This window comes from Streptomyces sp. A2-16, assembly GCF_018128905.1.
GTDB lineage: Bacteria > Actinomycetota > Actinomycetes > Streptomycetales > Streptomycetaceae > Streptomyces.
The window spans coordinates 2252397-2277682 of sequence record NZ_CP063808.1; the positions used below are offsets into that span (position 1 = coordinate 2252397).

25 protein-coding genes are annotated in these 25286 nt (G+C 70.3%); 18 read left to right on the forward strand and 7 right to left on the reverse strand.

Features of this window, described 5'->3' with window-relative positions; genetic code table 11:
- Positions 1–100 precede the first annotated feature (100 nt).
- Complete coding sequence (locus tag IOD14_RS10245) at positions 101–1228, forward strand: ferrochelatase (RefSeq protein ID WP_123992079.1); 1128 nt, start codon at positions 101–103, stop codon at positions 1226–1228.
- Positions 1229–1236: 8 nt separating this feature from the next.
- Positions 1237–2052: an inositol monophosphatase family protein gene (locus IOD14_RS10250; RefSeq protein WP_212670091.1), complete on the forward strand. Its 816-nt coding sequence runs from the start codon at positions 1237–1239 to the stop codon at positions 2050–2052.
- Positions 2053–2156: 104 nt separating this feature from the next.
- On the opposite strand, the gene IOD14_RS10255 is transcribed toward IOD14_RS10250, so the two are convergent.
- Positions 2157–2327, reverse strand: a complete 171-nt coding sequence (locus IOD14_RS10255) for a hypothetical protein (RefSeq protein WP_174269254.1) — start codon at positions 2325–2327, stop codon at positions 2157–2159.
- Positions 2328–2741: 414 nt separating this feature from the next.
- Between IOD14_RS10255 and IOD14_RS10260 the strand changes: the two genes are divergently transcribed.
- The 4 genes from IOD14_RS10260 (at position 2742) to IOD14_RS10275 (ending at position 6251) form a co-directional block, all read left to right on the forward strand.
- The gene (locus IOD14_RS10260; protein ID WP_007385219.1) at positions 2742–3395 is read left to right on the forward strand and encodes a response regulator transcription factor; all 654 of its coding nucleotides are present in this window, start codon (positions 2742–2744) and stop codon (positions 3393–3395) included.
- Between the two features lie 6 nt (positions 3396–3401).
- Complete coding sequence (locus IOD14_RS10265; RefSeq protein ID WP_123992081.1) at positions 3402–4640, forward strand: HAMP domain-containing sensor histidine kinase; 1239 nt, start codon at positions 3402–3404, stop codon at positions 4638–4640.
- Between the two features lie 404 nt (positions 4641–5044).
- Positions 5045–5341 carry a DUF4193 domain-containing protein gene (locus IOD14_RS10270; RefSeq protein ID WP_005481602.1) on the forward strand — a complete coding sequence of 99 codons (297 nt, stop codon included), beginning with the start codon at positions 5045–5047 and terminating at the stop codon, positions 5339–5341.
- A 13-nt stretch (positions 5342–5354) separates the two neighbouring features.
- Positions 5355–6251 (forward strand): hypothetical protein, encoded by an 897-nt coding sequence (locus tag IOD14_RS10275; protein ID WP_123992082.1) that lies wholly within the window; start codon positions 5355–5357, stop codon positions 6249–6251.
- A gap of 53 nt (positions 6252–6304) precedes the next feature.
- Here IOD14_RS10275 and IOD14_RS10280 read toward each other — a convergent pair whose 3' ends face one another.
- Positions 6305–6769, reverse strand: a complete 465-nt coding sequence (locus IOD14_RS10280; protein ID WP_123992083.1) for a DUF3093 domain-containing protein — start codon at positions 6767–6769, stop codon at positions 6305–6307.
- A 58-nt stretch (positions 6770–6827) separates the two neighbouring features.
- On the opposite strand from IOD14_RS10280, the gene IOD14_RS10285 reads away from it, so the two are divergent.
- The 9 genes from IOD14_RS10285 (at position 6828) to IOD14_RS10325 (ending at position 15654) form a co-directional block, all read left to right on the forward strand.
- Positions 6828–7412 carry a PaaI family thioesterase gene (locus IOD14_RS10285; RefSeq protein WP_212670092.1) on the forward strand — a complete coding sequence of 195 codons (585 nt, stop codon included), beginning with the start codon at positions 6828–6830 and terminating at the stop codon, positions 7410–7412.
- Entirely contained in the window at positions 7409–7960 is a 552-nt protein-coding gene (gene dut, locus IOD14_RS10290; protein ID WP_212670093.1) for a dUTP diphosphatase, read from the forward strand. The genes IOD14_RS10285 and dut overlap by 4 nt, the downstream gene beginning before the upstream one ends.
- 1 nt (position 7961) lies before the next feature.
- Positions 7962–8720 carry a DUF3710 domain-containing protein gene (locus IOD14_RS10295; RefSeq protein ID WP_123992086.1) on the forward strand — a complete coding sequence of 253 codons (759 nt, stop codon included), beginning with the start codon at positions 7962–7964 and terminating at the stop codon, positions 8718–8720.
- 157 nt (positions 8721–8877) lie between these two features.
- Complete coding sequence (locus tag IOD14_RS10300) at positions 8878–10044, forward strand: alginate lyase family protein (protein ID WP_123992087.1); 1167 nt, start codon at positions 8878–8880, stop codon at positions 10042–10044.
- A 70-nt stretch (positions 10045–10114) separates the two neighbouring features.
- Complete coding sequence (locus tag IOD14_RS10305; RefSeq protein WP_123992088.1) at positions 10115–10807, forward strand: ABC transporter ATP-binding protein; 693 nt, start codon at positions 10115–10117, stop codon at positions 10805–10807.
- Positions 10808–11205: 398 nt separating this feature from the next.
- Positions 11206–13761 carry a sensor histidine kinase KdpD gene (locus tag IOD14_RS10310; RefSeq protein ID WP_123992089.1) on the forward strand — a complete coding sequence of 852 codons (2556 nt, stop codon included), beginning with the start codon at positions 11206–11208 and terminating at the stop codon, positions 13759–13761.
- Positions 13758–14441 (forward strand): response regulator, encoded by a 684-nt coding sequence (locus IOD14_RS10315; protein ID WP_123992090.1) that lies wholly within the window; start codon positions 13758–13760, stop codon positions 14439–14441. Before IOD14_RS10310 ends, IOD14_RS10315 begins: the two co-directional genes overlap by 4 nt.
- Positions 14442–14487: 46 nt before the next feature.
- A complete protein-coding gene (locus tag IOD14_RS10320) occupies positions 14488–14886 on the forward strand; it encodes an OB-fold nucleic acid binding domain-containing protein (RefSeq protein ID WP_123992091.1) in 399 nt (132 codons plus the stop codon).
- 3 nt (positions 14887–14889) lie between these two features.
- The gene (locus IOD14_RS10325; protein WP_212670094.1) at positions 14890–15654 is read left to right on the forward strand and encodes a DUF3159 domain-containing protein; all 765 of its coding nucleotides are present in this window, start codon (positions 14890–14892) and stop codon (positions 15652–15654) included.
- Between the two features lie 79 nt (positions 15655–15733).
- On the opposite strand, the gene IOD14_RS10330 is transcribed toward IOD14_RS10325, so the two are convergent.
- A complete protein-coding gene (locus tag IOD14_RS10330) occupies positions 15734–16411 on the reverse strand; it encodes a TrkA family potassium uptake protein (protein ID WP_123992093.1) in 678 nt (225 codons plus the stop codon).
- Positions 16411–17082: a TrkA family potassium uptake protein gene (locus IOD14_RS10335; protein WP_123992094.1), complete on the reverse strand. Its 672-nt coding sequence runs from the start codon at positions 17080–17082 to the stop codon at positions 16411–16413. The genes IOD14_RS10330 and IOD14_RS10335 overlap by 1 nt, the downstream gene beginning before the upstream one ends.
- A gap of 383 nt (positions 17083–17465) precedes the next feature.
- Between IOD14_RS10335 and IOD14_RS10340 the strand changes: the two genes are divergently transcribed.
- The gene (locus tag IOD14_RS10340; protein ID WP_123992095.1) at positions 17466–19511 is read left to right on the forward strand and encodes an APC family permease; all 2046 of its coding nucleotides are present in this window, start codon (positions 17466–17468) and stop codon (positions 19509–19511) included.
- 70 nt (positions 19512–19581) lie between these two features.
- Positions 19582–20910, forward strand: coding sequence for a class I SAM-dependent RNA methyltransferase (locus IOD14_RS10345; protein WP_212670095.1), 1329 nt, complete (start codon positions 19582–19584; stop codon positions 20908–20910).
- Between the two features lie 162 nt (positions 20911–21072).
- Here IOD14_RS10345 and IOD14_RS10350 read toward each other — a convergent pair whose 3' ends face one another.
- Genes IOD14_RS10350 through IOD14_RS10360 form a run of 3 tightly spaced genes read right to left on the reverse strand, consistent with a single transcriptional unit; the run spans position 21073 to position 23538 of the window.
- Positions 21073–22167, reverse strand: coding sequence for an ABC transporter permease subunit (locus tag IOD14_RS10350; protein ID WP_249125890.1), 1095 nt, complete (start codon positions 22165–22167; stop codon positions 21073–21075).
- Entirely contained in the window at positions 22164–23096 is a 933-nt protein-coding gene (locus IOD14_RS10355) for an ABC transporter ATP-binding protein (protein ID WP_123992926.1), read from the reverse strand. The genes IOD14_RS10350 and IOD14_RS10355 overlap by 4 nt, the downstream gene beginning before the upstream one ends.
- A gap of 4 nt (positions 23097–23100) precedes the next feature.
- Positions 23101–23538: a GntR family transcriptional regulator gene (locus IOD14_RS10360; RefSeq protein WP_123992111.1), complete on the reverse strand. Its 438-nt coding sequence runs from the start codon at positions 23536–23538 to the stop codon at positions 23101–23103.
- 262 nt (positions 23539–23800) lie between these two features.
- Here IOD14_RS10360 and IOD14_RS10365 point away from each other — a divergent pair, with 262 nt between their 5' ends.
- The gene (locus tag IOD14_RS10365; protein WP_123992112.1) at positions 23801–25267 is read left to right on the forward strand and encodes a WGR domain-containing protein; all 1467 of its coding nucleotides are present in this window, start codon (positions 23801–23803) and stop codon (positions 25265–25267) included.
- Positions 25268–25286: the final 19 nt, after the last annotated feature.

Sequence of the window (25286 nt, forward strand, 5' to 3'; positions counted from 1 at the left end):
ACGGGTGAGGTGACCCCGACGCACCCGTTCGAACGGTCGGGAACCCGGGTGGTCACCCCGCCGTTTCCCGGCTGTCAGTACCGGATGACAGGATCGACCCATGCGAGACGCGCTCGACGCCACCCCCTACGACGCCCTGCTCCTGCTCTCGTTCGGAGGCCCCGAGGGCCCGGACGACGTGGTCCCGTTCCTGGAGAACGTGACGCGCGGGCGCGGCATCCCCAAGGAACGCCTGAAGGAAGTCGGACAGCACTACTTCCTGTTCGGCGGGGTCAGCCCCATCAACGACCAGAACCGTGCCCTGCTGGACGCCCTCCGCAAGGACTTCGCGGACCACGGCCTGGACCTGCCGATCTACTGGGGCAACCGCAACTGGGCGCCCTACCTCACCGACACCCTGCGCGAGATGGTCGCCGACGGCCACCGCCGCATCCTGGTCCTCGCCACCAGCGCCTACGCCTCCTACTCGGGCTGCCGCCAGTACCGCGAGAACCTCGCCGACTCGCTGGCGGCCCTGGAGGCCGAGGGCCTGGAGCTCCCCAAGGTCGACAAGCTGCGGCACTACTTCAACCACCCCGGCTTCCTGGAGCCCATGGTCGACGGGGTGGTCGAGTCCCTCGCCGAGCTCCCCGAGGACGTCCGCGACGGCGCCCACATCGCCTTCTCGACCCACTCGATCCCGACCGCCTCCGCGGACACCTCGGGTCCCGTCGAGGGCCACGGCGAGGGCGGGGCGTACGTCGCGCAGCACCTGGAGGTCGCGCGACTGATCGCCGACGCCGTCCGTGAGCGCACCGGTGTCGAGCACCCCTGGCAGCTCGTGTACCAGTCGCGGTCCGGAGCCCCGCACATCCCGTGGCTGGAGCCCGACATCTGCGACCACCTGGAGGAGCGCCACGAGTCCGGCGTCCCGGCCGTGGTGATCGCGCCCGTCGGTTTCGTCTCCGACCACATGGAGGTCCTCTACGACCTCGACACCGAGGCGAAGGCCAAGGCGGAGGAACTCGGCCTGCCGATGCGACGCTCGGCGACCGTCGGCGACGACCCCCGTTTCGCCGCCGCCGTCCGCGACCTGGTCCTGGAGCGGGCCGCCGTCGAGCGCGGACAGGAGGTCACGCCCTGCGCCCTCGGCGCGCTCGGGGCCGACCACAACGTCTGCCCGGTCGGCTGCTGCCCCGCCCGAGCCCCCAAGCCCGCCGCCGCGGGCGTCGACAGCCCGTACGCGTGAGGAGCCCCGTGACCGACCCCCTGCACGCGGAACTGCTTCGGCCGGCCCAGGAGGCCGCTCGTCGCGCCGGCACCCTGCTGCGGGACGGCCGCCCGGCCGACCTCGCCGTCGCCAGGACCAAGTCCAGTCCCATCGACGTGGTGACCGAGATGGACATCGCGGCGGAGAAACTCATCACGGACCTGATCTCCGAGCAGCGCCCGGACGACGGCTTCCTCGGCGAGGAGGGCGCCTCCACCGAGGGCACCAGTGGCGTCCGCTGGGTCATCGACCCGCTCGACGGCACGGTCAACTACCTTTACGGGCTGCCGACCTGGTCCGTCTCCATCGCCGCCGAGCAGGACGGCGAGACCGTCGTCGGGGTCGTCGCGGTGCCGATGCGCGGGGAGACGTACCACGCGGTCCGCGGCGCGGGCGCCTGGGCCACGGGTGCCTGGGAGGGCGAGCGCGCGCTGACCTGCCGCCCGGCGCCGCCCCTGGAACAGGCCCTGGTGTCCACCGGCTTCAACTACGTCACCGAGGTCCGCACCCACCAGGCCGACGTGGCCCGGAGGCTGATCCCCCTCCTGCGTGACATCCGCCGCGGCGGATCGGCGGCGGTCGACCTGTGCGACCTGGCCGCGGGCCGCCTGGACGGCTACTACGAGCGAGGACTGAACGCCTGGGACTACGGGGCGGGCGACCTCATCGCCCGGGAAGCGGGCGTCCTGACCGGCGGCCGCCCCGGAGAGCGCCCGAACCCCGGCCTCACCGTCGCCGGCACCCCAGGGGTCTTCGAGCCCCTCCAGCAGCTCCTGGAGGACTTCGGCGCCTGGCACGACTGACGGGCCGACTCCCGGCGAACACGAGGTGAACAGGCCCGTGCGCCGACGCAGCGGGCCCCCGGCGCTGGATTCGCCGGGGGCCCGCTGTCGTGCCGCGAAGTCGATCAGACGCCGGCGCTGACCTCCACACCGTGCTCGGCGGCGAGGCGGCGCAGGTCGTCGAGCTCGCCCTGCTCCACCTCGACGAGGAAGTCGTCGCCCTCGTCACGAGCCCGCGTCAGGTCGGTCTCGGTCGCCCTTATGCGCTGCAGAAGTCCTGCGGTGAATGCGTCCATGCTGCGCCCCCTCGTCCTGGGTCGTGGGTCGGTGGCACGGGGGTGTGCCGATCGGAAGGGGCGATCACGTCTCCTGCGGGTGCCCAGCGCTGCCCTGCCGGGCGGCGACGGTGCCGGACACCCACGCCCGCTCTGGACAAACGGGAGCACGTAGTGCCGCATGGTGGTACGGCACATGCAGAGCGTGATCGCGGGGTGTAAAGCCGTCCTCCCCCCGCTCCCTTCGACGGAAACCTCAACCACGCGAGAAAATCCCGCATTCCCGCTCTCACACCTGTCTTTCAGCTGCCGCTCACCCGCCTTACAGCCGACTTATGGCCGAAAAGGGCAGGATGGAAGCCAACACTGACCCGGACCCCTGCCCGCGCGTGCCCGAAACGCGCTACGCGGGTGGACACAGGAAGGACAAGCGACGTGCGCGTACTCGTCGTCGAGGACGAGCAGCTGCTCGCCGATGCGGTGGCCACCGGACTGCGCCGGGAGGCCATGGCCGTCGACGTCGTGTACGACGGTGCGGCCGCCCTGGAGCGCATCGGCGTCAACGACTACGACGTGGTCGTCCTCGACCGCGACCTCCCCCTCGTCCACGGCGACGACGTCTGCCGCAAGATCGTCGAACTCGGCATGCCCACCCGCGTGCTGATGCTCACGGCGTCCGGCGACGTCAGCGACCGTGTCGAGGGCCTGGAGATCGGCGCCGACGACTACCTGCCGAAGCCCTTCGCCTTCAGCGAGCTGACGGCACGCGTGCGTGCCCTCGGCCGGCGCACCAGCGTGCCGCTGCCGCCGGTCCTGGAGCGCGCCGGGATCAAGCTCGACCCCAACCGCCGCGAGGTCTTCCGTGACGGCAAGGAGGTCCAGCTGGCGCCGAAGGAGTTCGCCGTCCTGGAGGTGCTGATGCGCTCCGAGGGCGCCGTCGTCTCCGCGGAGCAGCTCCTGGAGAAGGCCTGGGACGAGAACACCGACCCGTTCACCAACGTCGTGCGGGTGACCGTGATGACCTTGCGCCGCAAGCTGGGCGAACCCCCGGTGATCGTCACCGTCCCCGGCTCGGGATACCGGATCTGATAACCCGTGGCCTCGACTCCCGCTCCTCCCCAGGCCCCTCCGAAGCCCACCTGGGACCCCCGGAGGCCGGCGCCGCAGCTGCCCTGGCTGCGCCCGACCATCCGCATAAGGCTGACCCTGCTCTACGGCGGCATGTTCCTGATCGCCGGCATCCTGCTGCTGTCGATCATCTACCTGGTCGCCGCCCAGGCACTGAACGTCGGCAGCAAACTGCCCTTCGAGATCACCTCGGGCAATGTCACCAGCGACATCTGCAACAACCTGCCGTCGGCAGGGCGGGCCGACGTCATGAACAAGGCCATCAACGCCTGCGTCAACGCCCAGCGCCAGCACGCCCTCGACGACCTCCTGAGCCGTTCCCTGCTGGCCCTGCTCGGCCTCGCGATCATCGCCTTCGCCTTCGGCTACGCGATGGCGGGCCGCGTCCTGTCGCCGCTGGGCCGGATCCTGCGCACCGCCCGCGCGGTGGCCGGCTCGGACCTCTCCCGCCGTATCGAGCTGGACGGCCCGGACGACGAGATCAAGGAACTGGCCGACACCTTCGACGACATGCTGGAACGCCTGGAGCGCGCCTTCACGGCCCAGCAGCGCTTCGTCGGCAACGCCTCGCACGAGCTGCGGACGCCGCTGGCGATCAACCGCACGCTCCTGGAGGTGCATCTGTCGGATCCGGGGGCACCCGTGGAGCTGCAACAGCTGGGCAAGACGCTGCTGGCCACCAACGAGCGCAGTGAACAGCTCGTGGAGGGCCTGCTGCTGCTCGCCCGCAGCGACAACCAGATCGTCGAGCGCAAGCCCGTGGACCTCGCCGAGGTCGCCGAGCAGGCGGTCGACCAGGTGCACGGCGAGGCGGAGGCCAAGGGCGTGGCGATCCGCGGCGAGCAGAAGACGGCGGTTGTCCAGGGCAACGGCGTCCTGCTGGAGCGGATCGCCCTGAACCTGGTGCAGAATGCCGTGCGCTACAACGTGCCCGAGGGCGGCTGGGTCGAGGTGACCACGGAGATCCAGCACGGCCACGCGGTGCTCACGGTGTCCAACACGGGCCCCGTGGTGCCGGCGTACGAGGTCGACAATCTCTTCGAGCCCTTCAAGCGACTGCGCGGCGCCGACCGCACGGGCAGCGACAAGGGTGTCGGTCTCGGTCTGTCCATCGTGCGGTCCGTGGCGCGGGCGCACGGCGGGCACATCACCGCTCAGCCGCGTGAAGGGGGTGGGCTCGTGATGCGAGTCGCCCTTCCCGTCTGAGACCATGGCCCCCGCACTGAGATCAACACACAGGGATGTTCGCTTTGCGCGGAATTTTCTGGGCACCAGGAGGACCGCCCCATGTGTGATCGATCACAAGGGAGAATTTCCGGCCATCTACTCTCCGTGATCATGCACCCTGTCGGAAAGCCGGGAACATCCGGTTTTCAGGGGTCCTGATCACGGGAAGTACACGGTGAGACGCCTTTGAAGTGCGGGATTCGGACCGTGTACGGTCCCGATCGCCATCCAACCCGATCACTCAAGAGGAGTCCGGTTGGGTGTCGATTGAGTAACAGACCTTGATGTGAGGCAAAATCTCCGCCTCGGGTCGGGCACAAGTCCGGCCTCTCACGCGTTACGTGCGCTGGAGACACCGCAGACACCCAGAGGGGGAGAGCGACATGGCAACGGATTACGACACCCCACGCAAGACCGACGACGACGTCGACTCGGACAGCCTTGAAGAGCTCAAGGCGCGTAGGAACGACAAGTCGACTTCCGCAGTGGACGTCGACGAGTTCGAGGCCGCCGAAGGCCTGGAGCTGCCCGGAGCGGACCTCTCGAACGAAGAGCTGGCCGTAAGGGTGCTTCCCAAGCAGCAGGACGAGTTCACCTGCATGAGCTGCTTCCTGGTGCACCACCGCAGCCAGCTGGCCCGGGAGAAGAACGGCCAGCCGATCTGCCGCGACTGCGACTGAGGGCGGGTCGGGCATGACTGGCTCGACCCCTCCTTGGAAGCGCCGCTCTCCCCGATGGGGAGCGGACCAGGGGCCGTCCGACGGCCCCCACCGCGCGCGTGACGACGAGCGGGGCTCTTTCGATCCGGGAGCCTCGCTCGAACCCGCGGCCGGCCGGGTTGACCTCCCGGTGCAGGCCGACAGGACCAGGACGCCCGCGCCCGTCGCGAAACGACGGGTGGCGGCGATCCGGGACAGGGCCCGGGAAGGGGTCCGCAAGGGCGGCAGCCGGGCCAGGGCGGGCCTGGCGTACGTCACCGACCGGATCATCGAGAACGCCCCGCGTATCCCCGTACGGGACCTCGCGACCCTCCGCCGTCAGTTCCCCGGTCTCGGACCCGAGGAACTCGCGGACAAGCTCGTCACGGGAGCCGCGAGCGCCACGGCCACGGTCGGAGCCGGGATCGGCGCGGCGGCGATGCTTCCCGTGCCGCCGGCGATGCCGACCGAACTGGCCGCCGAGATCACCGGCGTGGCCGCGATCGAGCTGAAGCTGATCGCCGAACTCCACGAGGTCTACGGCGTACGGCCGCCCGGCAACCTGAAGCAGCGCAGCACCGCCTATCTGGACTCCTGGTCGGGTGAGCGCGGGATCGACGTGAAGAAGCCGTCGACGTTCAACTCGGCCGTCAACAGCCACATGAAGCAACAGCTGCGCCAGCAGATCATGAAGCGGACCATTCGCGACCTGCCGAACCTGATGCCGTTCATGGTGGGCGCGGCCGTGGGGGCGGTCATGAACCGCCGCGACACCCGGAAGCTCGCCGAGCGCATCCGCAAGGACCTGCGGAAGACCCAGGTCCCGTGGGACGCGCTGCCCGAGCTCCCCGCCCTGGAGACTCCGGCGGACCCGCTGGAACTGGAGGGGTAAGACTTCCGTGAGACTTCAGGTCTCACCGCCGGGTGAAGTCCTGCACGAACGTTCTAGGCGGCGGCCGTGCGGGCCGACTTCAGCGCCTCGGCCAGCCGCTCCGGCTCCCTCGTCGACAGATACAGGTACGGCGTCGGGTCGGCCGGGTCCGTGACCTCCACCTTCAGCGCGGTGGGGATGTAGGAGCGCAGCAGCAGGAAGGCGCGGGTGTCGGCCTTGTAGGTCCGCCAGGCGCGGGCCTCCTCCGGGTCCAGGATCTCCGCCTCGCCCAGCGCCGACACCGGGATCTTCGCCTCGCCGGCGATCAGGGAGTCCCCGACGACGCGGATGCGCATCGAGCCGTAGGAGCTGGCGCAGACCGCCGCCACGGCAGTGCCGCCGACCAGGCCGCCGAGCAGCGGAAGCGTCCCGAAGGGGAGCAGGATCAGGGCGAAGGAGACCCCGACCAGGAAGGAGATCAGCCACCAGGAGCGGGGGGCGGTGAGGCGTTCGTCGTACGGGGCGGCGGAGGGCTGCATGAATCCAAGCTTGGCACGGTGTCCTGATGGGGCCGACGCGCGGGTAAGGTCTGCGCCTGTGAGTGGTACTTCCCCGGCTCTCAAGCCTCCCGCCGACGCGACGCAACCCGTGCGTCACCCGGACGCTCCCGCGCCCGGTGAGCTGCTCGGTGCGCACTACGGCCAGTGCTTCGGCTGTGGCGGCGAGCAGCCGCACGGGCTGCACCTGGAGACGCGGGCCGGCGAGGGGGTCTCGGTCACCGCCGAGTTCACCGTGCGCCCCGCCCATCAGGGTGCTCCCGGACTCGCCCACGGCGGTGTGCTCGCGACCGCTCTCGACGAGACCCTGGGCTCGCTCAACTGGCTGCTGCGCACGATCGCGGTGACCGGACGCCTGGAGAGCGACTTCGTGCGTCCGGTGCCGGTCGGCACGGTGCTGCACCTGGAGGCCGAGGTGACCGCGGTGGCCGGGCGGAAGATCTATTCGACCGCCACCGGCCGGATCGGCGGCCCCGAGGGGCCCGTCGCGGTCCGCGCGGACGCCCTGTTCATCGAGGTCAAGGTGGACCACTTCATCGACAACGGCCGCCTGGAGGAGATCCGGGCCGCCATGGACGACCCGGACCAGGTCCGGCGTGCCCGTGCCTTCGAGGTGAACCCGTGAGCCGTGATCCCCTGAACGTGCTGATCCGGCGCGTCGACCCCGACGTACCGCTTCCGTCGTACGCGCACCCCGGTGACGCGGGGGCCGATCTGCGGACGACCGAGAGCCGTGAACTCAAGCCGGGGGAGCGGGCCGTGCTGCCCACGGGGGTGTCTGTGGCGCTGCCGGAGGGGTACGCGGCCTTCGTGCACCCCCGATCCGGTCTCGCCGCCCGCTGCGGTGTCGCTCTCGTGAATGCCCCGGGGACGGTTGATGCCGGGTACCGTGGGGAGATCAAGGTGATCGTGGTGAATCTCGACCCGCACGAGTCGGTGCGGTTCGAGCGCTTCGACCGGATTGCCCAACTCGTCGTCCAGCAGGTCGAGAGGGTCCGCTTCCAGGAGGTGGCGGAGCTTCCCGAATCGGCGCGGGCCGAGGGGGGCTTCGGGTCCACCGGCGGTCACGCCGCCGTGGGCGACGGGGGCGATACAGACGATGCGGCCGCCGTGGGCGGTCATACGGGTGGGAATCGATACGCTTCGGTCGTATCCGACCGGGAAGGACAGTGACGTGTTCGGACGTCGCAAGAAGAAGGGTGCCGCCGAGGACGCGGCCGGCGAGGCCGAGCAGGTCGTCGACAGTGTCGACACTGAGGCGGACGACGTAGAGCGCGAGCGCGTACGGCTGGAGCCGGAGCCGCGCCCCGACGGGCCCTGGGACGACACCGAGGTCCGCGACCCCGCCGAGGGCCGGGTGGACCTGGGCGGTCTGTTCGTGCCGGGTGTCGACGGCATGGAGCTGCGGGTCGAGGTCGCGGGCGACGCGATCGTCGCGGCGACCGTCGTGCTGCGCGACAGCGCCATCCAGCTGCAGGCCTTCGCCGCTCCCAAGCGCGAGGGCATCTGGGGCGAGGTGCGCGAGGAGATCGGCTCCGGGATCACCCAGCAGGGCGGCATCATCGACGAGGTCGAGGGTCCGCTGGGCTGGGAGCTGCGTGCCCAGGTGCCGGTGCAGCTGCCGGACGGCACGGGCGGCTTCCAGGTCGTGCGGTTCGTGGGTGTGGACGGCCCGCGTTGGTTCCTGCGCGGTGTGATCTCGGGTCAGGGCGCGGTGCAGCCGCAGGCGGCCGGTCTCCTGGAGCAGATCTTCCGGGACACGGTCGTGGTCCGCGGCGAGGGCCCGATGGCGCCTCGCGACCCGATCGTCCTCAAGCTGCCGAACGACGCCCAGATGGTCCCCGAGGGCGTCCAGCAGCAGGACGAGGGCTCCCGCTTCTCCGGCGGCATGGGCCAGCTCCAGCGTGGACCGGAGATCACCGAGGTCCGCTAGTCGTACGACGTCGAGGGCCGTACCCCTGGTGGGGTGCGGCCCTTTTGCGTGCGCGGACCCTTGACGGCCGATTGGTCTGTACCTACGGTCTCCGCTCAACGCCTCTGTTCATAAAGGCGCTTTCCGTTCATATACGAGAACGAAAGGCCCCCCACGCATGCGCAGAACCGCTCTCCTCGCCGCCGCCGCGGCCCTTGCCGCCGGTGCCCTCGCGGTGCCCGCCGAGGCCGCCCCCGCCACCTTCGTCCACCCCGGGGTCACCGTCTCCCAGGGGCAGTTGGACTTCGTCCGAGGCAAGGTCAACGCCGGCGCCCAGCCCTGGAAGGGCGCCTTCGACAAGATGCTGGCGAGCAAGTACGCCGACCTGAACCGCACACCCAAGCCGCGCGCGGTCGTCGAGTGCGGGTCGTACTCGAACCCCAACAACGGCTGCACCGACGAGCGCGAGGACGCGATCGCCGCCTACACCGACGCCCTCGCGTGGTACATCACCCGGGACGAGCGGTACGCCAGGAAGGCCATCCAGCTCATGGACGCCTGGTCGGGGGTGATCACCGACCACACCAACAGCAACGCGCCCCTGCAGACCGGCTGGGCCGGCTCCTCGTGGCCCAGGGCGGCCGAGATCATCAAGTACACCTACAGCGGGAGCTGGGCGAACTCCGGACGCTTCGCGACCATGCTCCGCAGCGTCTATCTGCCCGAGATCATCAACGGCTCGAACTCCAACGGGAACTGGGAGCTGTCGATGATGGAGGCGGCCGTCGGCATCTCCGTCTTCCTGGAGGACAAGGCGTCGTACGACAAGGCCATGGGGAAGTTCCGCACCCGTACCGCGGCCTATGTGTACCTCGACTCCGACGGCGAGGTGCCGAAGACCGTGCCGAGTCAGAACCTCAACACCCGGGAAAAGATCGTCGGTTACTGGCAGGGGCAGTCCACCTTCGTCACCGGGCTCACCCAGGAGACCTGCCGGGACCTCACGCACACCGGGTACGGCATCTCCGCGATCTCGCACGTCGCCGAGACGAGCCGGATCCAGGGACAGGACCTGTACGGCACGGACGTGGGCGAACGGCTGCGGCAGGCACTGGGGTTCCAGGCGAAGTACGAGCTGGGGACGGCCGTGCCCGGCTGGCTCTGCGGAGGGTCGCTGAAGCTCGGGCTCGGGCCGGTCACCGAGGTCGGCTACAACGCGCTGCACAACAGGCTTGGCATGGGCATGACCAACACTCAGGCGCTGACCGAGCGGAACCGTCCGGCCGGCAGCAACAACCTCTTCGTGGCCTGGGAGACCCTCACCCACGGGGACAACCCGAGCTGAAACCGTTGAAAGGCCGGGCGCCGGACGGTGATACTGGCGCCCGGTTGCACGGCTTCACGGGGGAGGACGCATGACTCAGGTGGTCACCGAGACCATGGTGCGGGTCGAGGACATCCACAGGTCGTTCGGTGAGGGGGCCGCCGCGGTGCACGCACTGCGCGGGGTCTCCTTCGAGGTGCCGCGCGGTGAACTGGTCGCCCTCAAGGGGCGCTCGGGCTCCGGCAAGACCACGCTGCTCAACATCGTCGGCGGGCTCGACCAGCCCGACCGGGGGCGGGTCGAGCTCGACGGGGTGGACCTCGTCGGGCTGGACGAGGACGGGCTGCTGGCGCTGCGCCGGGACCGCATCGGCTTCGTGTTCCAGTCCTTCGGGCTCATCCCGATCCTCACCGCCGCCGAGAACGTCGGCGTGCCGATGCGGCTGCGCCGGATGGACGCACGCGCGCGTGAGGAGCGCGTCGAGCTGCTGCTGTCCTTGGTCGGCCTCGCGGACCACGCCAAACAGCGGCCCGGTGAGCTCTCCGGCGGCCAGCAGCAGCGTGTCGCCATCGCCCGTGCCCTCGCCAACAACCCCTCCCTCCTCGTCGCGGACGAGCCGACCGGACAGCTGGACGCGGAGACCGGTCACGCCGTCATGGAGCTGCTGCGGGCCGTCGTGCGCAGTGAGAACGTCACCGCGCTGGTGGCCACCCACGACGCGACCCTGCTGGACCTGGCCGACCGCGTGCTGGAACTGGGGGACGGGGAGATCGTCGGGCGCTGAGGGGCGTCACGGGGCCACGCGGTGTCGGACCGGCCGCCCGGCTCTGGAGGGCGTGCTCGGGTCCGCGGCTCCGAGCCGCAGGGCGGGAGCGTGGTGGCCGCTCCGGCGTGGGCCCCGGGGTGCGGTGGCAGGGATGAGGCGTCCACGGTCGAGGGAGCGCCCGGGCAGTCACCGCCCTGTCGGTCCGGGGGCAGGGCCGGTCCGGCCCTCGTCGCGCTTTCCAGGGCCGCCGGGCCACCCGCGAACCGCGCCGCGCCCCGGCCCCGCCACCGCGCCGCCCCTCCGCGTCAGAGTTGCGTCAAAGACGGCCTTCGGGCTGGTCCTGGGCCCCTTTGCCGGGATTGTTGGCCGTAAGGTCGACGCTGCGTAGGCAGTGGTGACCGGAAGACAATGGGCTCATGGGACGCGGAAAGCTTCGGATCTACCTCGGTGCGGCACCGGGCGTCGGCAAGACGTACGCGATGCTGTCCGAGGCGCATCGCAGGATCGAGCGGGGTACCGACTGCGTCGTGGGCTTCGTGGAGCACCACGGGCGGCCGCGGACCGAGGTGATGCTGCACGGCCTCGAGGAGATCCCGCGCCGGGAGCTGGAGTACCGGGACTCCGTCTTCACCGAGATGGATGTCGACGCCGTCCTGCGCCGCGCTCCCGCCGTCGCCCTGGTGGACGAACTCGCCCACACCAATATCCCGGGCTCGCGCCACGCCAAGCGCTGGCAGGACGTGGAGGCACTGCTCGCGGCCGGGATCGACGTGGTCTCGACCGTGAACATCCAGCATCTGGAGTCGCTCGGCGACGTCGTCGAGTCCATCACCGGGGTGCGGCAGCAGGAGACCGTGCCCGACGAGTTCGTACGCCGGGCCGACCAGATCGAGCTTGTCGACATGTCGCCCCAGGCGCTGCGGCGCCGGATGGCGCACGGCAACATCTACCAGCCCGACAAGGTCGACGCGGCACTGTCCAACTACTTCCGGCCGGGCAATCTGACCGCCCTGCGCGAGCTCGCGCTGCTGTGGGTGGCCGACCGGGTCGACGAGTACCTCAAGCAGTACCGCAGCGAGCACCGGGTCTCGAAGATCTGGGGTTCACGGGAACGGATCGTGGTCGGGCTCACCGGCGGTCCGGAGGGCCGGACGCTCATCAGACGAGCCGCGCGGCTGGCCGAGAAGGGCGCCGGCGGTGAGGTGCTCGCCGTCTACATAGCCAGCAGCGACGGGCTGACCTCCGCCTCGCCGAAGGAGCTCGCCGTCCAGCGGACCCTCGTCGAGGACCTTGGAGGAACCTTTCACCATGTGGTCGGCGACGACATACCGGCCGCGCTGCTCGACTTCGCACGCGGGGTCAACGCCACCCAGATCGTCCTCGGCTCGTCCCGGCGCAGGACCTGGCAGTACGTCTTCGGGCCCGGCGTCGGCGTGACCGTGGCCCGGGAGTCCGGGCCGGACCTCGACGTGCACATCGTGACCCACGAGGAGGTCGCCAAGGGCCGCGGACTGCCCGTGGCACGCGGCGCGCGGCTGGGGCGGGCCCGGATCCTGTGGGGCTGGCTGGTCGGGGTCGCGGGGCCGGCGCTCCTGACGGTCCTCCTCACCACGGTCGACCTGGGCCTCGCCAACGACATGCTGCTGTTCCTGGCCGTCGTGGTCGCTGCGGCCCTGCTCGGCGGACTCCTGCCCGCGCTCGCCTCGGCCGCGGTCGGCTCCCTGCTGCTGAACTACTTCTACACACCGCCCCTGCACCGCTGGACCATCGCCGACCCGAAGAACATCGTCGCCATCGTGATCTTCGTGGGCGTCGGCATCTCGGTGGCCTCGGTGGTCGACCTCGCCGCCCGCCGCACCCACCAGGCTGCCCGGCTGCGCGCCGAGTCGGAGATCCTGTCCTTCCTGGCCGGCAACGTGCTGCGCGGCGAGACCGGCCTGGAGGAGCTCCTGGAGCGCGTCCGGGAGACCTTCGGCATGGAGTCGGCGGCCCTGCTGGAACGGGCCGGCGACGTCGAGCCGTGGACCTGCGCGGGCCGGGCGGGACTCGGGCCGCCCGTGGAGCGGCCGGAGGACGCCGACGTCGACATGCCGGTGGGGGACCACATGGCGCTCGCGCTCACCGGCCGGGTGCTGCCCGCCGAGGACCGCCGGGTGCTGGCTGCCTTCGCCGCGCAGGCAGCCGTCGTCCTGGACCGCCGCAGGCTCCAGGAGGAGGCCGACCAGGCCCGGGCGCTCGCCGAGGGCAACCGCATCCGTACGGCCCTGCTGGCGGCCGTCTCGCACGATCTGCGCACGCCCCTGGCGGGCATCAAGGCGGCCGTGTCCTCGCTCAGGTCCGACGACGTGGCCTGGTCCGAGGAGGACCAGGCGGAGCTCCTGGAGGGCATCGAGGAGGGCGCCGACCGGCTCGACCATCTCGTGGGCAACCTGCTCGACATGTCCCGCCTCCAGACCGGCACGGTCACCGCGATCATCCGCGAGATCGACCTCGACGAGGTGGTGCCGATGGCGCTCGGCGGGGTGCCGGACGGGAGCGTGGAGCTGGACGTGCCGGAGTCGCTGCCGATGGTCGCCGTGGACCCGGGGCTCCTGGAGCGGTCGGTGGCCAACCTGGTCGAGAACGCCGTCAAGTACAGCCCGCCCGGCACCGTGGTCTGGGTCTCCGCCAGCGCCATCGCCGACCGGGTCGAGGTACGGGTCGTCGACCGCGGCCCCGGCGTCCCCGACGAGGCCAAGGAGCGCATCTTCGCGCCCTTCCAGCGCTACGGCGACGCCCCGCGCGGAGCCGGGGTGGGGCTCGGGCTCGCGGTGGCCAGGGGTTTCGCGGAGGCCATGAACGGCACTCTCAACGCCGAGGACACACCCGGGGGAGGCCTCACCATGGTGCTGACGCTCCGCGCGGCGGACCCGCCCGCGGAACTCCTCGCAGACCCCTTCGCAGCCGCGGAACCCGAAAGGCAGGCCACATGACCAGGGTGTTGGTCATCGACGACGAGCCGCAGATCGTGCGCGCCCTCGTGATCAACCTCAAGGCGCGCAAGTACGAGGTCGACGCGGCGCACGACGGCGCCACCGCCCTCAGGCTCGCCGCCGCCCGCCACCCCGACGTGGTCGTCCTGGACCTGGGACTGCCGGACATGGACGGCGTCGAGGTGATCAGGGGGCTGCGCGGCTGGACCCGGGTGCCGATCCTCGTGCTGTCCGCCCGGCACTCCTCGGACGAGAAGGTCGAGGCGCTCGACGCGGGAGCCGACGACTACGTCACCAAGCCCTTCGGCATGGACGAGCTCCTCGCGCGCCTGCGGGCCGCCGTGCGCCGCGCCGAGCCCACCGGGGGCGGCGAGGACGACGTCCTGGTGGAGACCGACGAGTTCACCGTCGACCTGGCCGCCAAGAGGGTCCAGCGGCACGGCAGGGACGTGCGCCTCACCCCCACCGAGTGGCACCTGCTGGAGGTGCTGGTCCGCAACAGCGGCCGGCTCGTCGGGCAGAAGCAGCTCCTCCAGGAGGTCTGGGGGCCGTCGTACGGGACGGAGACGAACTACCTGCGGGTCTACATGGCCCAGCTGCGGCGGAAGCTGGAGGCGGACCCCTCGCATCCGAAGCACTTCGTCACGGAACCGGGGATGGGATACCGGTTCGAACGCTAGTGCTGCGGGTACAACGCTGTCGGCGCACCCCGGTACGCTTTCGGATATGAGTGCTGTTCCGCGTTCCGAGAAGCCGGCGGGCCGGTTCCGGCGCATGCTCGACCGGCTCTCCTCGTCGCAGGAGGACCTGGAGTCCGAGGAGCTGCGGGAGGACACCGAGACCGCTGGCTGCACCCGCATCGGCGACTGCCACGACCGTCAGATCGTGACCGTTACTGGTACCTTGCGCACGGTCACCCTGCGGCCGCGCGCGGGCGTCCCGGCCCTGGAGGCCGAGCTGTTCGACGGCTCCGCCGCCCTGGACGTGGTGTGGCTCGGCAGGCGCTCCATCGTCGGGATCGAACCGGGGCGCAAGCTGATCGCATCGGGCCGGATCTCGATGAGCCGGGGCCGCCGGGTGCTGTTCAATCCGAAATACGAACTCCGACCCGTGGGACGGGAGTAGCCGGTGACGTCGCTCGACAAGCCGACCGAAGACACTCAGGCCGACGACGCTCGGGCGGTGACCGAGGCTGCCCTGTTCGAGGCGTTCGGCGGCGTCCGGGGCATGGTCGAGACGGTCCTGCCGGGCCTGCTCTTCGTCACGATCTTCACGATCAACAAGGACCTGCACCTGTCGGCGATCGCCGCGCTCGCGGTGTCCCTGCTGCTGGTCGTGGTCCGCCTGGTGATGCGGGACACCGTCAAGCACGCCTTCAGCGGTGTCTTCGGTGTCGCCTTCGGTGTCGTCTTCGCGATGATGACGGGCAATGCCAAGGACTTCTACCTGCCCGGCATGCTGTACACCCTGGGTCTCGGGCTGGCGTACATCATCACCACGCTGTGCGGGGTCCCGCTGATCGGCCTCATCCTCGGCCCGGTCTTCAAGGAGAACCTCTCCTGGCGGACCCGCAACCCCGGCCGCAAGAAGGCGTACGCCAAGGCCAGTTACGCCTGGGGCGCGATCCTGCTCGCCAAGTGCGCGATCCTCTTCTCGCTGTACTGGTGGGCCAACACCGCCCAGCTCGGGTGGGTCCTGGTCGCCCTGAAGATCCCCCCGTTCCTGCTGGCGGTCTGGCTGACCTGGGTCTTCCTCGCGAAGGCGCCCGCGCCGATCGACGTCTTCGCCGAGATGGAGGCGGAGGAGAAGGCCGAGGAGGAGCGCAAGGCGGCGCAGGCCGCGGAGCACGGGGACACGGAGGCCGCGGCCGGACGGCACCGGCGCGAGGCGTAGCACCCGGCACTTCCTTTACGACGGCGGAGGGCGCCCTGCACACGCAGGGCGCCCTCCGCCGTCGTACCCCTCGAAGACCTCAGCCGGTCGCGTCCTCGCGGCGCACCGACAGCAGGTCCTCCAGCTGTTCCTCGCGGGCCTGGGCGGCCACGAACAGGAGTTCGTCGCCGGCCTCCAGGGAGTCCTCCCGGGACGGGGTCAGGACGCGGGTGCCGCGGATGATGGTGACCAGGGAGGTGTCCTCGGGCCACTCCACGTCGCCGACCTGCGTGCCCGCCAGGGCCGACTCCTCGGGGAGGGTCAGCTCGACCAGGTTCGCGTCGCCGTGGCTGAAGCGGAGCAGGCGGACCAGGTCGCCGACGCTCACCGCCTCCTCGACCAGGGCGGACATGAGGCGCGGGGTGGAGACGGCGACGTCCACGCCCCACGACTCGTTGAACAGCCACTCGTTCTTGGGGTTGTTCACGCGGGCGACGACACGCGGGACGCCGTACTCCGTCTTCGCCAGCAGGGAGACGACCAGGTTGACCTTGTCGTCGCCGGTCGCGGCGATCACGACGTTGCAGCGCTGGAGCGCGGCCTCGTCCAGGGACGTGATCTCGCAGGCGTCGGCGAGCAGCCACTCCGCCTGCGGGACGCGCTCGACCGAGATGGCGGTCGGCGCCTTGTCGACGAGAAGGACCTCGTGGCCGTTCTCCAGCAGTTCGCCCGCGATCGAGCGGCCGACCGCACCGGCACCGGCAATGGCGACCCTCATCAGTGCCCGCCCTCCTGTTCGGGGCCCTCGGCGAAGGACGCCTCGACCTTCTCGATGTCGTCCGTGCGCATCATGACGTGGACCAGGTCGCCCTCCTGGAGGACGGTCTGCGAGGTGGGCAGGACGGCCTCGCCGAGACGGGTCAGGAACGCCACGCGGACGCCCGTCTCCTCCTGCATCCTGCTGATCTTGTGGCCGACCCAGGCGGTCGAGGCGTGCACCTCGGCCAGCTGGACCCCGCCGGTGGGATCGCGCCACAGCGGCTCCGCGCCGGACGGCAGCAGCCGGCGCAGCATCTGGTCCGCCGTCCAGCGGACCGTGGCCACCGTCGGGATGCCCAGGCGCTGGTAGACCTCGGCGCGCCGGGGGTCGTAGATCCGGGCCGCGACGTTCTCGATGCCGAACATCTCGCGGGCCACGCGCGCGGCGATGATGTTGGAGTTGTCGCCGCTGGAGACCGCGGCGAAGGCGCCGGCCTCCTCGATGCCCGCCTCGCGCAGGGTGTCCTGGTCGAAGCCGACTCCGGTGACGCGACGGCCGCCGAAACCGGAGCCCAGTCGTCGGAAGGCGGTGGGGTCCTGGTCGATCACGGCGACCGTGTGCCCCTGTTGCTCCAGGGTCTGGGCGAGAGCGGAACCCACTCTCCCGCAGCCCATGATGACGATGTGCACGACCGTCCTTCCGGTGTCAATAGTTACTGCTCAGCCACATCAGGGTCTCAGACAGAGGCCCAAGCTACACACGCGCGGTAGGACGACGGCACCCCTGTGCACGGTTGCCCTCGACTTGGAGTCCGTCAACGGCGGCTGATGCTGCGGACGCTCGCGAGGGTCAGGATTCCGAGGCCGACGAGGGTGGCTGCGGCGCCGATCAGCTCTGCGGTCGTGTGCACGGGACCTCCGGGGGCGGCGAGGAACGGGGGTCCTGTCATATAGGCATGCCGCGCGGCCCACCTGCGGAATCCGTAGCCGGGACGTGTCCTGTTTTCACCCGGAGAGCAGATGCGGGGTGCCGGGTGGTTGCGCGCGCGTTCGAACGCTTACGCTTCTCTGTTGTGTCCAAACTGACCGACGTGCCCAAACGGATCCTGATCGGGCGCGCACTGCGCAGTGATCGGCTCGGGGAAACGCTCCTGCCGAAGCGCATCGCCCTACCCGTGTTCGCCTCCGACCCGCTGTCCTCCGTGGCGTACGCGCCCGGCGAGGTGCTGCTGGTCCTGTCCATCGCGGGTGTGTCGGCGTACCACTACAGCCCCTGGATCGCCGTGGCGGTCGTCGTGCTGATGTTCACGGTGGTCGCCTCCTACCGGCAGAACGTGCACGCGTACCCGAGCGGCGGCGGCGACTACGAGGTGGCCACCACCAACCTCGGACCCAAGGCGGGCCTCACGGTCGCCAGCGCGCTGCTCGTCGACTACGTGCTCACGGTCGCCGTCTCCATCGCCTCCGGCATCGAGAACCTCGGCTCCGCGATTCCCTTCGTCGTCGAGCACAAGGTGCTGTGCGCGATCGCCGTGATCATCCTGCTGACCCTGATGAACCTGCGCGGAGTCAAGGAGTCCGGCTCGCTCTTCGCGATCCCGACCTACGTCTTCGTCGCGGGCGTCTTCGTCATGATCGCGTGGGGCGCCTTCCGCGGTCTGGTCCTCGGCGACACCATGCGGGCACCGACGGCGGACTACCACATCAAGGCCGAACACCAGGGGCTGGCAGGTTTCGCGCTGGTCTTCCTGATGCTGCGCGCCTTCTCCTCCGGCTGTGCCGCGCTCACCGGCGTCGAGGCGATCTCCAACGGTGTGCCGGCGTTCCGCAAGCCCAAGTCGAAGAACGCCGCGACCACGCTCGCGGCGATGGGCCTGCTCGCCGTCACCATGTTCTGCGGGATCATCGCGCTGGCCATGGCCACCAATGTGCGCATGGCCGAGAACCCGGCCGTCGACCTGATCCACAACGGCGTCGCGCTCGGTTCGGACTACGTGCAGAACCCGGTGATCTCCCAGGTCGCCGAGGCCGTCTTCGGCAAGGGCAGCTTCCTGTTCATCGTGCTGGCCGCGGCCACCGCGCTGGTGCTGTTCCTGGCGGCCAACACCGCCTACAACGGCTTCCCGCTGCTCGGCTCGATCCTCGCGCAGGACCGTTACCTCCCGCGCCAGCTGCACACCCGCGGCGACCGCCTCGCCTTCTCCAACGGCATCGTGCTGCTGGCCGGCGCGGCCGGACTCCTGGTGTGGATCTACGGCGCCGACTCGACGCGGCTGATCCAGCTCTACATCGTCGGCGTGTTCGTGTCCTTCACGCTCAGCCAGACCGGCATGGTCCGGCACTGGAACCGCCACCTGGCCACGGAGAAGGACCAGGCAAAGCGCAGCCACATGATCCGCTCCCGGGCGATCAACGCCTTCGGTGCCTTCTTCACCGGCCTGGTCCTGGTCGTCGTCCTGGTCACCAAGTTCACCCACGGCGCCTGGGTGGCCCTGCTCGGCATGTGCATCTTCTACGCGACGATGACGGCGATCCGTAAGCACTACGACCGCGTCGCCGAGGAACTCGCCGCGCCCGAGGGCCCGAGCGACGACACCCTGAGGCCGTCCCGCGTCCACTCCGTCGTCCTGATCTCCAAGATCCACCGCCCGGCGCTGCGCGCCCTCGCCTACGCCAAGCTGATGCGCTCCGACTCCCTGGAGGCGCTCAGCGTCAACGTGGACCCGGCCGAGACCAAGGCACTGCGCGAGGAGTGGGAACGCCGCGGGATCGCCGTACCGCTGAAGGTCCTCGACTCGCCGTACCGGGAGATCACCCGCCCCATCATCGACTACGTGAAGGGGCTCAGGAAGGAGTCCCCGCGGGACGCGGTGTCCGTGATCATCCCCGAGTACGTCGTCGGTCACTGGTACGAGCACCTGCTGCACAACCAGAGCGCGCTGCGGCTCAAGGGCCGGCTGCTGTTCACGCCGGGAGTCATGGTCACCTCGGTGCCCTACCAGCTCCAGTCCTCGGAGGTGGCGAAGAAGCGGGCGAAGAAGCGGCAGGAGTGGAACGCGCCGGGTGCGGTGCGCCGGGGTCCGGCCGAGCGGGCGAAGGAGCCCTCGACGCCGAAGTAGACTGGTCGGCTGTTGTCCTGGTGGGCTTGTCGTCCCACCGCTTCCCTTGACGTTGTGGAGTCACCCCGCCATGCAGGCAGAACCGAAGAAGTCGATGGTGGGGCTGGAGTTCGAGGTCGAGGTCGGCCCCGTCGCCCACGGCGGGCACTGCATCGCCCGCACGGACGACGGCCAGGTGCTGTTCGTCCGGCACACCCTGCCCGGCGAGCGGGTCGTGGCCCGGGTCACCGAGGGCGAGGAGGGCGCGCGGTTCCTGCGCGCCGACGCCGTTTCCGTGCTGGAGGCGTCCAAGGACCGCATCGAGGCGCCCTGCCCCTACGCCGGTCCCGGGCGCTGCGGCGGCTGCGACTGGCAGCACGCCAAGCCGGGGGCGCAGCGGCGCCTCAAGGGCGAGGTCGTCGCCGAGCAGCTGAAGCGGCTCGCGGGCCTCACGCCCGAGGAGGCCGGCTGGGACGGCACGGTGATGCCGGCCGAGGGCGACAAGCTGCCGGCGGGCGAGGTGCCGGCCTGGCGCACGCGCGTGCAGTACGCGGTGGACGCCGACGGCAACGCCGGTCTGCGCCGCCACCGTTCGCACGAGGTCGAGCCGATCGAGCACTGCATGATCGCGGCGCCCGGTGTGAGCGAGCTGGGCATCGAGGAGCGCGACTGGTCAGGGATGGCGTCCGTGGAGGCCATCGCGGCGACGGGGTCGCAGGACCGCATGGTCATCCTGGAGCCCCGGCCGGGCGCTCGCCTTCCCCTCGTGGAGCTCGACAAGCCGGTCTCCGTCATGCGCGTCGAGGAGAAGGACGGCGGCGTCCACCGCGTCCACGGCCGCGCCTTCGTGCGCGAGCGGGCCGACGGCCGCACCCACCGGGTGGGCAGCGGCGGCTTCTGGCAGGTCCACCCGCAGGCGGCCGACACCCTGGTGAAGGCGGTCATGCAGGGCCTGCTCCCGCGCAAGGGCGAGATGGCGCTCGACCTGTACTGCGGTGTCGGACTGTTCGCGGGGGCGCTGGCCGACCGCCTCGGCGACCAGGGCGCGGTCCTCGGCATCGAGTCCGGCAAGCGCGCGGTCGAGGACGCCCGGCACAACCTGGCCTCCTTCGACCGGGTCCGCATCGAGCAGGGCAAGGTCGAGAGCGTCCTGCCGCGCACGGGCATCACCGAGGTCGACCTGATCGTCCTCGACCCGCCGCGGGCGGGGGCGGGGCGGAAGACGGTGGAACACCTGTCGTCCCTGGACGCGCGCCGCATCGCGTACGTGGCCTGCGATCCGGCCGCGCTGGCACGGGACCTGGGGTACTTCCGGGACGGGGGGTACCGGGTGCGGACGCTTCGGGTGTTCGATCTGTTTCCGATGACGCATCACGTGGAGTGCGTGGCGATTCTGGAGCCTGCCCAAAAGGGGCTGTGAACTGCGGTTCCAGCAGCTGATGCGACGTGGCCCTGCCCGCGGAATGCGGTACTCCGTGGCCCGGTCTTCGCGGTCGTCGCCGGGGCGTCGAAGCCGCACTTGCTCGCCTTCGTCGGTGGGACTGCGGAGAGCGAGTTTCCCTGTGGGGGCATGACCGGTTCCTCAGACGAGCCGCTTGCGTCCCCAGATGAAGAGGAACACCACGATGCCGGCCGTCAGGGCGAACAGAATCGACGCCCCGAGCCACTGCATTCCGCTCATCTGCGAGATGGGGATGTAATCCACCGACGCGCCGACGATGTCCGCCTTCTTCATGCACAGCTGAAGTGCCTGATCCGTCTGCTGTTCCGTACACGTGTCCAAGCCGAGCAGCTTCCCGCTGCCGGTGACATACGAGGGGTCAAACTGGTGCGCGGTGCCGGGCACCTTCGGAAACACGATCGGGGTGCCGGGGCTGACAGGCTTGCTGGTGGCCGTGACGATGTCGCCGAGCGCCAGCCTGAAGTGGCCCCAGACCACCTGGAGGGCGACGGTGAAACCGAGGGTCACGACCATCGCTACCAGCGTGCGGCGCAGGACCACACCGATCGCCGCTCCACCGAACACGGAAAGGAGGGTGAGGGCGACGGGCACCGCACCCGTGGTGTTGAAGAACTCACGGGAGGTCCAGTCGAAGTGCAGGTAATCGGACTTGATGGGGCTCCACCACCAGGCGAACACAGCCGACAGGGTGACCGTGGTCGCCACGACCACTAGCCCGGTCAGCCCCAGTTTCGTGGCGAGCCAGCGGTTGCGGCTCACGGACTGGGCGGCGATCAGCTTGGCCGTGCCGTTCTCCAGGTCGCCCGCGAACAGCGGGGCACCGAGGAGGACACCGAGCATGACGGGGAGCGCGGTGAGACCGGTGGTGACGGACGTGAACGCGCCTGCGTACGGCTTGAACTCCGTCTCCGCGTCTTGGAGGGGCTTGGTGGGAAAGCCGTAGGCGTCGAGGAAGTCCATCATCTGGCCGCGCTGGTAGACGATCCAGGCCGAGCAGAGCACGGTGGCGGCGATGATGGTCCAGAACGCGGCCCGGTGCTGGTGCCAGACCAGCCAGGTCATACCGCTGAGGCGGGGGCGCCGGGTGGCCTTCGGGGTGGTCGCGTTCCTGGCCCCGTGCCTGGGTCCGTTCTTGGTTGCGTGCATGGTGCCGTTCATCGTGCGGTTCGTTCTCCCGTTCGTGCCGTCGGTCGAGGGGCTGGTGAATGTGCTCACGCCGCCACCGTCCCGGTGCCGAACGCCTGGCCCTGGACATGGGCGGTGGGGGTGATCAGCGGCGGTGCGTCGGGGGAGCGGAGATAGGCGAGCAGGAGTTCCTCCATGTTCGGGGCAGCCACATCCCAGGGGCCGGTGATCCGGCCCTCCGGGCGGATGAGCGCGGTGAACTGCCGTCCGCTGGTCCGGGCCTCGACGAGGGTGTGGTAGCCGAGTTCGGCGGGCAGGCCCTCGCCCTCCCGGGCCCCGGTGACCAGGGCGTGCACGGTCATCAGGTCGTCGACGTCACCGGCGAGGCGCACTCCGCCGCCGGAGACGACGACAAGGAAGTCGCACACGTTCTCCAGTTCGGCCAGGACGTGGGTGGACATCACCACGGTGGTGCCGCGCTCGCCGGCCTCGGCGAGGAGGGTGCCCATGAGTTCGTGGCGCACGACCGGATCGAGGTCCGACATCGGCTCGTCGAGCAGCAGCAGGTCGGGGCGCTTCCCAAAGGCCAGGGCGACGGCGACGCGGGTGCGCTGGCCACCGGAGAGGGTGCCGATCTTCGCGTCGAAGGGCACGTTGCCCGCGCGGACGATGTCCTCGGCGGCGCGCTGGTCCCAGGTGGGGTTCAGCTCCCGCCCCAGCCGCAGGGTCTCCGCCACGGTGAAACGACGGAACAGCGGCTTCTCCTGCGCGAGAAAGGCCGTACGCCGACCGGACTCCACCGAGCCCGGCGCCTCGCCGAACAGACTGATCGAGCCCTGCGTCGGCTTCAGGACATGGGCCGCGAGGTTCAGCAGCGTGGTCTTGCCCGCCCCGTTGGGTCCGACCAGCCCGCAGATCCTGCCTGCCGGAAGCCGGAAGGTGCAGTCCCGCAGCGCCCAGCCCCGCCGGTAGCGCATCCCCAGTCCGCGCGCCTCCAGCGCCGGCTCCTCCGCGTACATGACGTCACTCACCTGTGCTCCTCGTTGTCGTGACCCCCGCGACCACCGTGGTCCCGGGGGCGTACTGCTTCTCCAGCGCGGACGCGACCAGCGCGGCCACGTCCTCCTGCTCCAGACCGGCCCCGGCCGCCTTCGACATCCACGCCAGCAGCTCCCCGTACAGCGGTGAGTCGGTGCCCGTCTCGGGGCGACCCAGCGTGCGGCGTACGAAGGTGCCCTGGCCCGGTCGCGGTTCGACCAGGCCCTCGCGCTCCAGCTCGCGGTACGCCTTGAGGGTGGTGTTCGGGTTGACCGCGCTCGTCTCGGCGACGTCCTTGGCGGTGGGCAGCCGGTCGCCCGGCACCAGTACGCCCAGCCGGAGGGCCTGCTTGGTCTGCTGCACGATCTGCTGGAAGGCGGGGACCCCGCTCCGCCTGTCGATGCGGTACTCCACGGCCTCCACTCCCTTCCATCATCATTCCACTACTCGATTAGTGGAATGATGATGGAAGGGAGTGGAGGTAGTTGTCAACAGGGTTCGGGAACGGTCCGGAAGCAGACCAGGAGAGGAATGTTGACCTGCTGAACCGGAGCCCTGGGTTTCGCGGGGACGGGGCGGGGCCCCGTGATCGGGCTCGGGCGTCGATGTCAGTGGTGACCATTAGCTTGGGAGTCACTGGAGATCGGCCGCCGCGGTCGACCGGGGCCTTGGGGAGGGGTGTGCTGTGTCCGCTGCGCAGGCACGACAGTCGGAGAGCGTGACGTACCTGGAGCTGTCTCAGGAGAGCGGCGGTGCCCACAAGTTCTACGAGGTGATCGTCGAGGGGACGACGGTCTCCGTGCGGTACGGCCGGATCGGTGTGGACGGGCAGCGCCAGACCTCCACCTTTCCCACCGCCGAGAAGGCGAGGACGGCCGCGGCGAAGAAGATCGCCGAGAAGGTGCGCAAGGGATACGAGCCCGCGGTCCAGGGACAGCGTGCGGCCCGGCCCGTGACGCGCCGTCAGGTGACGTCCGCCCCGTCCACCGCGCGCGCCACCGCCCCGGTGCTGTGGCGGTTCCGCACGGGCGCCTCGGCGTTCGGCATCCATGTGGACGAGGACCGCTGCTGGGTCGGCAACCAGCAGGGCAGTGTCTACAACCTGAGCCACGACGGTGAGGTGTTGGCGCACTACTCGCTGCCCGACGGTGTGAAGTGCCTGGTGGCGGACGACTTCTGGATCTACGCGGGCTGTGACGACGGCCGGGTGTACGACCTCTCGGCGAAGGTGCCGTTCGCCGCCTACGAGATCGCGGCGGAGGTGGACATCTTCTGGCTGGACATCCACGCGGGCGTGCTGAACGTCTCCGACCGCAACGGCGGCCTGACGGTCATCGACCACGAGGACGAGCTCCAGTGGTCGCGCAACTCCTCCGGAGAACACGGATGGATGGTGCGGGCCGACGAACACGCGGTGTTCCACGGGCACAGTGACGGTGTGACGGCCTACGCGGCCGACGGCACCAGCCAGCTCTGGCACACCCGGACCGGCGGCAATGTGCTCTTCGGATGGCAGGAGGAGGACGCGGTCTACGCCGGGACGGGGCGGCGGGTCGTCCAGCGGCTCGCCAAGTCCTCCGGGCTCGTCGAGGCCTCCTACTCGTGCGACGCCGCGGTGTACTCGTGCGCCACGTCCCCCGGCGGGCGGTACGTCTTCGCGGGCGACTCCGCCTCCTCCGTCTACTGCTTCACCGCAGACGGCACCCGCCTGTGGAAGCTGGGCACGGGGGGCGGCTCGGCGCTCTCCATGCAGTACCACGACGAGCGGCTCTACCTCGTCTCTACCGACGGCTCGCTGGCCTGCATCGACGCGAGCGAGACCGCGATCAACGCCGCCCAGTCGGGCACCGTTCCGGTCGCCGCGGACGTCAAGCTGGCGGCTGCCCTGCCGACGTACGCGCCGCTGACCACGGCCGCCTCCGTCGCCACGGTCAGCGCGGTCCCCGCGGCGGGGAGCGGAGTGGTGGTGGAGTGCGTCGAGCAGGGCGGCCGCGTGCGGGTGCACGTGGTCTCCGAGGGCTACGAGCCCGGTTGGAACGTCCAGTTCCCGCGGGCGATACGTCAGCCCGGCGCACGCTATGTGGTGGACGCCCTGCACTCCTCCCCGGGTGGCTTCTACCGGGTGCGCGGAGAGATCAGGCGTCTGGTGTGACCGGGCGCGCCGGGACCGG

Excerpts from the sequence above, each read along its gene's own strand:
- IOD14_RS10245 (WP_123992079.1), top strand. The coding sequence starts at position 101 with ATGCGAGACGCGCTCGACGCCACCCCCTACGACGCCCTGCTCCTGCTC.
- IOD14_RS10255 (WP_174269254.1), bottom strand. The coding sequence starts at position 2,327 with ATGGACGCATTCACCGCAGGACTTCTGCAGCGCATAAGGGCGACCGAG.
- IOD14_RS10270 (WP_005481602.1), top strand. The coding sequence starts at position 5,045 with ATGGCAACGGATTACGACACCCCACGCAAGACCGACGACGACGTCGAC.
- IOD14_RS10275 (WP_123992082.1), top strand. The coding sequence starts at position 5,355 with ATGACTGGCTCGACCCCTCCTTGGAAGCGCCGCTCTCCCCGATGGGGA.
- IOD14_RS10280 (WP_123992083.1), bottom strand. The coding sequence starts at position 6,769 with ATGCAGCCCTCCGCCGCCCCGTACGACGAACGCCTCACCGCCCCCCGC.
- IOD14_RS10300 (WP_123992087.1), top strand. The coding sequence starts at position 8,878 with ATGCGCAGAACCGCTCTCCTCGCCGCCGCCGCGGCCCTTGCCGCCGGT.
- IOD14_RS10305 (WP_123992088.1), top strand. The coding sequence starts at position 10,115 with ATGACTCAGGTGGTCACCGAGACCATGGTGCGGGTCGAGGACATCCAC.
- IOD14_RS10310 (WP_123992089.1), top strand. The coding sequence starts at position 11,206 with ATGGGACGCGGAAAGCTTCGGATCTACCTCGGTGCGGCACCGGGCGTC.
- IOD14_RS10315 (WP_123992090.1), top strand. The coding sequence starts at position 13,758 with ATGACCAGGGTGTTGGTCATCGACGACGAGCCGCAGATCGTGCGCGCC.
- IOD14_RS10320 (WP_123992091.1), top strand. The coding sequence starts at position 14,488 with ATGAGTGCTGTTCCGCGTTCCGAGAAGCCGGCGGGCCGGTTCCGGCGC.
- IOD14_RS10330 (WP_123992093.1), bottom strand. The coding sequence starts at position 16,411 with ATGAGGGTCGCCATTGCCGGTGCCGGTGCGGTCGGCCGCTCGATCGCG.
- IOD14_RS10345 (WP_212670095.1), top strand. The coding sequence starts at position 19,582 with ATGCAGGCAGAACCGAAGAAGTCGATGGTGGGGCTGGAGTTCGAGGTC.
- IOD14_RS10355 (WP_123992926.1), bottom strand. The coding sequence starts at position 23,096 with ATGTACGCGGAGGAGCCGGCGCTGGAGGCGCGCGGACTGGGGATGCGC.